The following is a 9,067-nucleotide window of genomic DNA, read 5'->3' on the forward strand; positions in this document are numbered from 1 at the left end:
CGCCGCCGTCGCCGCGCAGGGGCAGCGCCGCCAGGAAGAAGTCACGGCTGGGCACGCGCCGTGACTGCGCCTGCGCGGCGAGGTCGTCCGGGCCCAGCCACACCGGCCGCCCGCGGTGGGCCTCGGCCACCGGGGCGTGCCCGGCGACGGGGTAGCTGTCCCGCACCCCGCACAGGGTGCGCGGCACCCCGGCGGACTCCGCCAGGCACAGCAGCTCTCCGTCCGCGCCGACCGTGTACACGGCGGCGAACGCGGCACCGGCGAAGACGAGGGCCTGCTCCAGGATCCTGCGCACCCGGTCGGGTGACTCGGGGTCGACCGCGATCGCCGTCAGGGCACCTTCCGCACGCAGCGTTCTCGTGCTGCGTCCCGCAGCGCCCTCACCGACCACGTTGGCCATTACAGCGCTTATGGGACACCCGCGCAGCCCCTGTGCGCGTTCGGCTGCCCCGGAGTGCCCGGGGCGCGGAACGCCCCGGGCGGCCCTACGGGCCGGGATCCGGGGTATACGGAGGGGGCGTGACCCCGTGGGGCGTACGCCCCCTCCCCGTCGCTCGTTGTGCGCGACGGTCCGGCAGGGGGGAGATTGGGTCCCGGGACCGGTGGCGCGGCCGTGCGAGGAGGTGGTCGGCGTGTCCGAGGGGCAGTCGTCCGCGCGGACGCCGGCGGGCGGGCGGGCGCCGGTCGGCCGTCCGCTGCTGTCCCTGACGCTGGCCTCGATGATGGACGAGGTGCACGCCCACTCCGGGGCCGTGTACCTGCTCTCACCGGACCATCCGGTGCTGGAGATGGCGGTGATGGCTGGGCTGCCCCGCGCCTTCGCGGCCCCGTGGGAACGGGTGGGGCTGAGTGCGCCGATCCCGGTCTCCGACGCGGTGCGCGAACGGCGGCTGGTGTGGGTGGGCGGCGAGGAGGAGATGGCCCGGCACTATCCCCGGATCGCCGTGGTGCTGCCGTACCCCTTCTCGCTGGCCGCGCTGCCGGTGGCGACGGGGACGAGGGCGTACGGCGCGGTCTTCGTGACCTGGCCCGGCACGCATCCGCGGGAACTGTCCGACTGGGAGCGTGATCATCTGACCGCCGCCTGCGACCGGCTCGCGGTGCGGCTGGAGCGGGCCGCCGAGCAGAGCCTGCCGCTGGCACCGGAACCGGATCTGCTGGCGGCGCCGCTGGTGGGCGGCATGGCCGGCACGCTCGGCACGGTGGAGGCGGCACGGATGGTGTCCCGGCTGCCGTACGGCCTGTGCTCGCTCGATCTGCACGGGCGGGTCGGCTTCGCCAACGCCGCCGCCGCGGAGCTGCTGGACGTTCCGGCGAACCGGCTGCTCGGTGCCCAGATGTGGGCGTCGGTGCCGTGGCTGAACGATCCCGTGTACGAGGACCGGTACCGGGCCGCGCTGTTCAGCCAGCAGGTCACCTCGTTCGTCGCGCTGCGCCCTCCGGACGAGTGGCTGTCGTTCCGGCTGTATCCGAGTACCACCGGACTCAGTGTGCGGATCAGCCGGGCGCGCGCGGTGACGGAGATGAACCGCGCGGCACCGCGGTCCGGGCAGGAGCAGCCGCGGCTGGTCACCATCACCCAGGTGCTGAGCCTGGCGGGTGCGCTGACCGAGACGGTCGGGGTGGAGGACGTGGTGCGGCTGGTCGCGGCCGAGATCGTCCCGGCGGTGGGCGGCCGGGGGCTGGTGATCCTCGGGTCCCGGGCGGGCAGGCTGCGCGTGCTGGGGCACCAGGGGTACGCGGACGCGCGGGTGGTGGAGCGGTTCGACGGGATGCCGCTGTCGGAGCCGACCCCCGGCAGCCAGGTGCTGCGCTCCGGTGTGCCCGCCTTCTTCGAGAGCCGGGAGGAGATCGAGCGCCTGTATCCGGCGCTGCTGGCGAACCCGTCCGAGTTCGCGGCGTGGGCGTATCTGCCGCTGATCGCCTCGGGGCGCCCGGTGGGGACGTGCGTGCTGTCGTACGCGGCGCCGCACCACTTCACGACGGAGGAGCGGGCGGTGCTGACCAATCTGGCGGGGCTGATCGCCCAGGCACTGGAGCGGGCCATGCTCTACGACGCCAAGCACCGGCTCGCGCACGGGCTGCAGGAGGCGCTGCTGCCGCACACGCTGCCGTCGCTGGCGGGGATCGAGGCGGCGGCCCGCTATCTGCCGGCCACCCAGGGCATGGAGATCGGGGGCGACTTCTACGACCTGGTGCCGACGCAGGGGATGGCGGCGGCGGTGATCGGGGACGTACAGGGGCACAACGTGACGGCGGCCGGGCTGATGGGACAGGTCCGCACCGCGGTGCGCGCGTACACGACCGTCGGGCAGGCGCCCGAGGAGGTGATGCGCAGCACCAACCGGCTGTTGCTGGAACTGGGTGCGGACCTGTTCGCCAGCTGTCTGTACCTGCGGCTCGATCCCGCGCACGGGCGGGCCGTGATGTCCCGCGCGGGTCATCCGCCGCCGCTGCTGCGCAGACCGGACGGGCGGGTGCGGGTGCTGGACCTGGCCGGGGGCCCGCTGCTGGGCATCGACGGCTCGGCGGCGTACCCGTCGACCGAGGTCGACCTCTCCCCCGGTTCGCTGCTCGTCCTCTACACGGACGGCCTGGTGGAATCCCCCGGCACCGACTTCGAGGACTCCGTCGCCGACCTGTGCCGCCGCCTCACCGACCTCGGCGACCTGCCCCTGGACGATCTCGCCGACGCCCTGGTCCGGCACGGCGCGGACGCGGAGAACCGGCTGGACGACATCGCCCTGCTCCTCCTGCGGGCCCTGCCTGACGACTGACCCGGCCCCGTAACGCGAGGCCGTGCTGATGTGCGGCTCCGCCGCGCGGGCGTAAAGGGGCGCGGGACTGTGCCGATGTGCGGCTCCGCCGCGCGGGCGCGAAGGGGGTCCGGGGTCGAAGCCCCCGGGAACGGGAAGGGAAGGGGCGGCGGGGGCGGGAAAGGCCCCGGGGACCCGGGGCGGAACGGCTGGGGTGACCCCCGACGGCCTGACGGACCCCGGTCCCGGCACCCGCATAGCGGTGCCGGGACCGGGGCCGTGCTCGGAGCGAGGGCGCGTCAGTGCGTCCCGGTCGGGCCGGAACCGTCCTGGGCACCCTGCTCCGCGGCGTCACCGGCCCCCGCGCCGGCCCCGTCACCGGACTGGTCCCCCGTCCCGGCCTCCTCTCCGCCGACCTCCTGGCCACCGGCCCCCTCGCCGGCGGCGCCCGCGTCGCCGAGGGTCGCGCCGACCGCCGCCAGGGCCGTGGTGACCGGCTGGAAGAACGTCTCGCCGCCCGAGGCGCAGTCGCCGCTGCCGCCCGAGGTCAGGCCGACGGCGAGGCCGTCCCGGGTGAACATCGAGCCGCCGCTGTCGCCGGGCTCGGCGCAGACGTTCGTCTGGATGAGACCGGTGACCGTGCCCTCCGGATAGTTCACGGTGGCGTTCAGGCCGAGCACCTGGCCGTCGGCGAGCCCGGTGGTGCTGCCCATCCGGAACACCTCCTGGCCGACGGTGGCCTCCGCGGCCCGGGATATGGGGAGGGTCTGGTCGCCGAGGTCGACCTCGCTCGGCGCGACGGTCGCGGGATCGTCGTACCGGACGAGCGCGAAGTCGCCCTCGCCGGGGAAGACCGACCGGTCGACCGTGGCGATCGGCTGCCCGCCCTGCGCGTCGGACCACTGCTCGGCCGCGACACCGCAGTGACCGGCCGTCAGGAACGCCGGGGAGCCGTCGCCCGCGGTGACGTTGAAGCCGAGCGAGCAGCGCGCCCCGCCCGAGAAGATGGCGTCGCCGCCGGAGGCGAAGGTCCTGAACGTGCCCGCGGACTTCTTGATGGTCGCCATGCCGGAGCCGAGGCTCTCGACGGTGGACTCCAGTCTGTTCCACTTGTCGCCGGTCACCGTGCTGTCCGCGGTGACGAGGATCTTGTTGGTGCGCGGGTCGACGGCCCAGGAGGTGCCCGGGATGGTCGCCTCCGACTTCAGCGTCCGCGCCCCGGCCTCCAGTTCGGTCATGCTGTTGTCGACCTCACGGACGGCCGCGCCCGCCTTCTCGGCCTGCACGATCACGTTGTTGTCGTCGCCCGGTACGACGTTGACGACGAGTTGCTTGTTGTCGCCGTCGTAGTAGGAGCCGGCGAACGCGTCGCCGAGGAGCCCGGCGAGCCGCGAGGCGAGATCCGAGGCATCGCCCGCCTTCAGGGTCTTCGGCGCCGCGGCGCCGTCCGACGCGCCGTCCTGGGACGCGTTCGCGTGGGGGAGCAGGAACGCGGCGGCGCCGAGCGCCACCACACCGCCCACCGCCATCGCGGCCTTGCGCTTCGGAATTCGCTTGTGACTCAAACTTCTCGACCTCCTGGGGGGGACCGGAGTCGCGCCGGTGTTCGGCAACTGTGGGGCGCCCGGACGGCTGTTGGTACGCACGGGCCGCGGGGGGCGTTCAATCCCGTCCGGTCGATCACGCTCGGCGACCGGCCGTGAGCGGTCGGTCGCGATCGCGTAGCGGAATCCCGGCTTCAGCGAATCTGCACATCGAATGCCCAACCCGGTCACCGGAGCCGGGATTCGTCCACAGGCCGGCGGACCGGGCCACGCCTTTGGGACCGGTGTGCCGGATTCCGGTCACCGGGGCGCAAGTGGCCGGACGGGTCGATGCGGTGGGGCATGTGAAGAAGTCGCCGCCGAGCCGTGCCCGCGTCTGCACGCCTGTACCCCCGTGGAGCACGAATTGCCTGGTGAGACGTTTGATTGATTGGAAGGCCGCGCCCGCCGCGTGCTTTGATCCATCGCACCGCAAGGCCGCTTCGGGCTCCCGGCGACGGGACGTCCGGCGCCCGCGGTCGCGGCCTTCATCCGTCACCGGAGGGGCCGCTCCCCCTTGTGAAATATCCATACGAAGGGAAGTTCCATCATGAACTCCACCCCCCAGGTCGAGACCGCCGAGATCTCCGACGCCGACCTCGACAACGTCTCCGGCGGTCTGTCCGTGAACGCCGTGAACACCCTCACGGGCGCGGTGGACGGCATCGCCCCGGTCTCCGGCCTGGTCGACACGGCCGTCGGCACCGTCGAGGGTGTCACCGGCCTGAACACCGCCCCGGTCACGAACCTGGTCGCCGGTCTCTGATCGCGCCTTCGTGCCGCCGAGTCCCGGAGCCGCCCGCCGGCTCCGGGACTTCGCGGTGCCTCCACGGTCCACGCGTCACGTCGCACAGTTCACCCAGGTGAGGGAAGACCCGTGCAGTTCCGTCAACAGGCCCTCGCCAGGCTCCAGTCACCGGAGGAGCTCGACCTGCCGGTGCGCTTCGCGCGTCCACAGGGCTGGCTGGTGCTGTCCGTGACGGTGGTCGCGATGGCGGCCGCCTCGGTGTGGGCGCTGACCGGCTCGGTGTCCTCCACGGTCGGCGCGCCCGCCGTCCTCACGTACGGGCAGGGCAGTTACGTCCTGCAGAGCCCCGTCGCCGGCCAGGTCACCGCCGTCCTCGCGAAGGAGGGCGAGCGGCTGCCCGCCGGCTCCCCCGTCCTGAAGGTCCGCACCGAGCGGGGCGACGAGGTCGTCCGCACCCTCGACGCGGGCCGCGTCACCGCGCTCGCCGCCGGCACCGGGCAGATCATCCCCACCGGTGCGAACGTCGCCGCCGTGGAGAAGGTCGCCCGCGCCGAGGCCCCGCTGCGGGCCACGGTGTACGTCCCCGCCGAGAGCGCCGCCGGCATCCCCGCGCACGCCTCCGTCGACCTGACGGTGCAGTCGGTGCCGAGCCAGGAGTACGGCGTGCTGCGCGGCGAGGTGAAGTCGGTGGGCCGTTCGGCACAGTCCGCCCAGCAGATCGCCGCGTTCCTCGGGGACGCCCAGCTCGGCGAGCAGTTCACGAAGAAGGGCAGGCCGGTGGCCGTCACCGTCGAGCTGGAGGAGTCCTCCGGCACGGAAAGCGGCTACGCGTGGTCGTCGGCGGACGGTCCGCCGTTCGAGCTGACCTCGATGACCCTGGCCACGGGTTCGATCCGGCTGGCCGATCAGCGTCCCGTCGATTGGCTGCTCCCGTGACCACCGCCCAGGAGACCCGCGGCAGACGCCGTGCCGCCCCGCCGAAGCGCAAGGTGCCCAAGTCCCGGGCGAAGAGCGTCCGTACGCCCACCGTGCTCCAGATGGAGGCCGTGGAGTGCGGTGCCGCCTCGCTCGCGATGGTGCTCGGCCACTACGGCCGCCATGTCCCGCTGGAGGAGCTGCGCATCGCCTGCGGCGTCTCGCGGGACGGCTCGCGCGCCAGCAACCTGCTGAAGGCGGCCCGCGGTTACGGACTGACCGCCAAGGGCATGCAGATGGACCTGGCCGCCCTCGCCGAGGTGACGGCACCGGCCGTCCTGTTCTGGGAGTTCAACCACTACGTCGTCTACGACGGCATGGGCCGCCGGTTCGGCCGCCGCGGGGTGTTCATCAACGACCCCGGCAAGGGGCGGCGGTTCGTCCCCCTGGAGGAGTTCGACGGCAGCTTCACCGGTGTCGTGCTGGTGATGGAGCCCGGCGAGGACTTCACCCGGGGCGGGCGCAAGCCGGGCGTGCTCGGCGCGATGCCGGCCCGGCTGCGCGGTACGGCGGGCACCATGCCCGCCGTGGTGCTGTCGAGCCTGCTGCTGGTGGCGGTCGGCGCGGCGGTGCCGGGACTGAGCCGTACCTTCATCGACGAGTTCCTGATCGGCGGCCGGACCTCCATGCTGGGCGTGCTGTTCACGTCCATGGGCGCGTGCGTGCTGCTCACGCTGGTGCTGACCTGGTTGCAGCAGGGCAACCTGCTGCGCGGCCGGCTGATCTCCTCCACCCTGTCCAGCGCCCGCTTCCTGCGTCATCTGCTGCGGCTGCCGGTGACGTTCTTCGCCCAGCGCAGCCCGGCCGACCTGGTGCAGCGGCTGCAGTCCAACGACGCGGTGGCCGAGACGCTGGCCCGCGACCTGTCGGCGGCGGGCGTGGACGCGGTGGTGGTCGTGCTGTACGCGGTGCTGCTGTACACGTACGACCCGCAGCTCACGTTCGTGGGCATCGGGGTGGCGCTGCTGAACATCGTGGCGATGCGGATCGTGATCCGGCTGCGCGCGACCCGTACGGCGAAGCTGCGGGCGGACAGCGCGCGGCTCACCAACACGGCGTACACCGGTCTGCAGTTGATCGAGACGCTGAAGGCGACCGGCGGGGAGGACGGCTACTTCCGCAAGTGGGCCGGGCAGCACGCCACCACGCTGGAGGAGCAGCAGCGGCTCGGGGTGCCGAGCGCCTGGCTCGGCGTCGTCGCGCCGACGCTCGCCACCCTCAACAGCGCGCTGATCCTGTGGATCGGTGGCATGCGGGCGGTCGAGGGGCACATCTCGGTCGGTCTGCTGGTCGCCTTCCAGGCGCTGGTCGCCCGCTTCACCGCCCCGCTGACCCGGCTCAACGGCGTCGCGGGCCGGATCCAGGACTTCGCCGCGGACGTGGCCCGGCTGAAGGACGTGGAGAACTTCCGGGCGGACCCGCTCTACGGCCGTCCCGGCACCGGCGAGTCGACCCGCCGACTGCAAGGCCACGTCGAGCTGCAGAACCTCGCCTTCGGCTACAACCCGCTGGACAAGCCGCTGCTGACCGGCTTCGACCTGACCGTGGGCCCCGGGCAGCAGGTGGCGCTGGTGGGCGGTTCGGGCAGCGGCAAGTCGACGGTGTCCCGGCTGATCTCGGGGCTGTACGCGCCGTGGGAGGGCGTGATCCGGATCGACGGGCAGCGCATCGAGGACATTCCGCGCGGGGCGCTGGCCGCCTCCGTCTCCTTCGTCGACCAGGAGGTGTTCCTCTTCGAGGGCACCGTCCGTGACAACGTGGCGCTGTGGGACCCGTCGGTCCCGGACGAGGCGGTGGTGGAGGCGCTGAAGGACGCGGCGCTGTACGACGTGATCCTGCGCCGGCCGGGCGGCATCCACAGCCCGGTCGAGCAGGACGGCCGGAACTTCTCCGGCGGTCAGCGCCAGCGCCTGGAGATCGCGCGGGCGCTGGTGCGCCGGCCGAGCATCCTGGTCCTCGACGAGGTGACCAGCGCGCTGGACGCGGAGACCGAGCTGGTGGTGATGGACAACCTGCGCCGGCGCGGCTGTGCCTGTGTGGTGATCGCGCACCGGCTGAGCACGGTGCGCGACAGTGACGAGATCGTCGTCCTGGACCACGGCACGGTCGTGGAGCGCGGACGGCACGAGGAGCTGGTGGCGCGCGGCGGCGCGTACGCGGCGCTGGTCAGGGAGCGTTGAGATGACAGCCGTGCACGAGAGTCAGGGCGGCGACCTCGTCCTGGGCGCGCTCGGGTCGCTGGGCACACCGGTCGACTGCTCCGGGTCCGGGCGGCTGGACCTGGAGGGGCCGCAGGTGCTGTGGCTGATCGCGTCCGGTGCCGTGGACCTGTTCGCGGTGGACGCCGGGCAGCAGGGGCACTGGCACCATCTGGGCCGGCTGGAGGCGGGCTCGCTGGTGCTGGGCCCGGTGGCCGGTCCGGCGCACACGCTGGTGGCGCGTCCGCTGCGGGACTGCGTGGTGCACCGCATCGCCCTGCGCGAGCTGTACCAGCCGGCGAGCACCCAGACCTGGTCGTACGACGGTTACGGCAACCCGCAGTACGTACCGCCGACGACGAGCCCGCTGGAGTACGCGCTCGCGCTCGGGGTGGGCCGTGGTCTGGCGGTGCTGTTCCAGGCGCCGATGGCCACGGAGCGGGCCACCGCGCCCGGCGACGACGACGTGTTCTGGATGCAGGTCCCGCCGGGCAGTGTGCAGTACGGCTCGCTGTACGGGGCCGAGGCCGCCGCCGATCTGCTGATGGATCCGGCGCTGTGGCAGAGCATGGTCGACCAGCAGTACCGGCTGATGACCACGCTGGACCGGTGGATCGAGCAGCTCGAACAGACGCACGAGACGCGGACGGCGGAAGGCATCGCGGCCGGTGAGGCGGTGCGTGCCCGGGCCGACCGGACGCTGCTCGCCGCGATCGGCGAGCGGTCGGGGCGGCGCACGACGGCGGCCGACGCGGACGCCACGTACGCGGCCTGCGAGCTGGTGGCACGGGCGGCCGGGATCCCGCT

General features: G+C 73.2%; 5 protein-coding genes and 2 pseudogenes. 5 read left to right on the top strand and 2 right to left on the bottom strand.

Annotated elements, in window-relative coordinates; all coding sequences use genetic code 11:
- A pseudogene (locus B7767_RS14635) lies at window positions 1–400 on the bottom strand (PAS sensor protein); the annotation flags it as partial.
- A gap of 232 nt (window positions 401–632) precedes the next feature.
- On the opposite strand from B7767_RS14635, the gene B7767_RS14640 reads away from it, so the two are divergent.
- Entirely contained in the window at window positions 633–2,777 is a 2,145-nt protein-coding gene (locus B7767_RS14640) for a SpoIIE family protein phosphatase (RefSeq protein WP_085572579.1), read from the top strand.
- Between the two features lie 278 nt (window positions 2,778–3,055).
- On the opposite strand, the gene B7767_RS14645 is transcribed toward B7767_RS14640, so the two are convergent.
- A complete protein-coding gene (locus B7767_RS14645) occupies window positions 3,056–4,321 on the bottom strand; it encodes a S1 family peptidase (protein WP_085572575.1) in 1,266 nt (421 codons plus the stop codon).
- A gap of 568 nt (window positions 4,322–4,889) precedes the next feature.
- Here B7767_RS14645 and B7767_RS14650 point away from each other — a divergent pair.
- From B7767_RS14650 to B7767_RS14665, 4 genes and pseudogenes are all read left to right on the top strand, one after another.
- A complete protein-coding gene (locus tag B7767_RS14650) occupies window positions 4,890–5,105 on the top strand; it encodes a type A2 lantipeptide (RefSeq protein WP_085572576.1) in 216 nt (71 codons plus the stop codon).
- Between the two features lie 111 nt (window positions 5,106–5,216).
- Entirely contained in the window at window positions 5,217–6,023 is an 807-nt protein-coding gene (locus B7767_RS14655) for an HlyD family efflux transporter periplasmic adaptor subunit (protein ID WP_085572577.1), read from the top strand.
- Complete coding sequence (locus tag B7767_RS14660; protein WP_085572578.1) at window positions 6,020–8,242, top strand: NHLP family bacteriocin export ABC transporter peptidase/permease/ATPase subunit; 2,223 nt, start codon at window positions 6,020–6,022, stop codon at window positions 8,240–8,242. The genes B7767_RS14655 and B7767_RS14660 overlap by 4 nt, the downstream gene beginning before the upstream one ends.
- A gap of 1 nt (window position 8,243) precedes the next feature.
- Window positions 8,244–9,067 (top strand): annotated as a pseudogene (locus B7767_RS14665) (NHLP bacteriocin export ABC transporter permease/ATPase subunit); the annotation flags it as partial.

It is taken from the genome of Streptomyces sp. 13-12-16, assembly GCF_002114215.1.
In the GTDB taxonomy this organism is placed as follows: Bacteria; Actinomycetota; Actinomycetes; order Streptomycetales; family Streptomycetaceae; genus Streptomyces.

What these genes read in the sequence shown, in the direction of transcription:
- B7767_RS14650 (WP_085572576.1), top strand. Translation starts at nt 4,890, where the DNA reads ATGAACTCCACCCCCCAGGTCGAGACCGCCGAGATCTCCGACGCCGAC.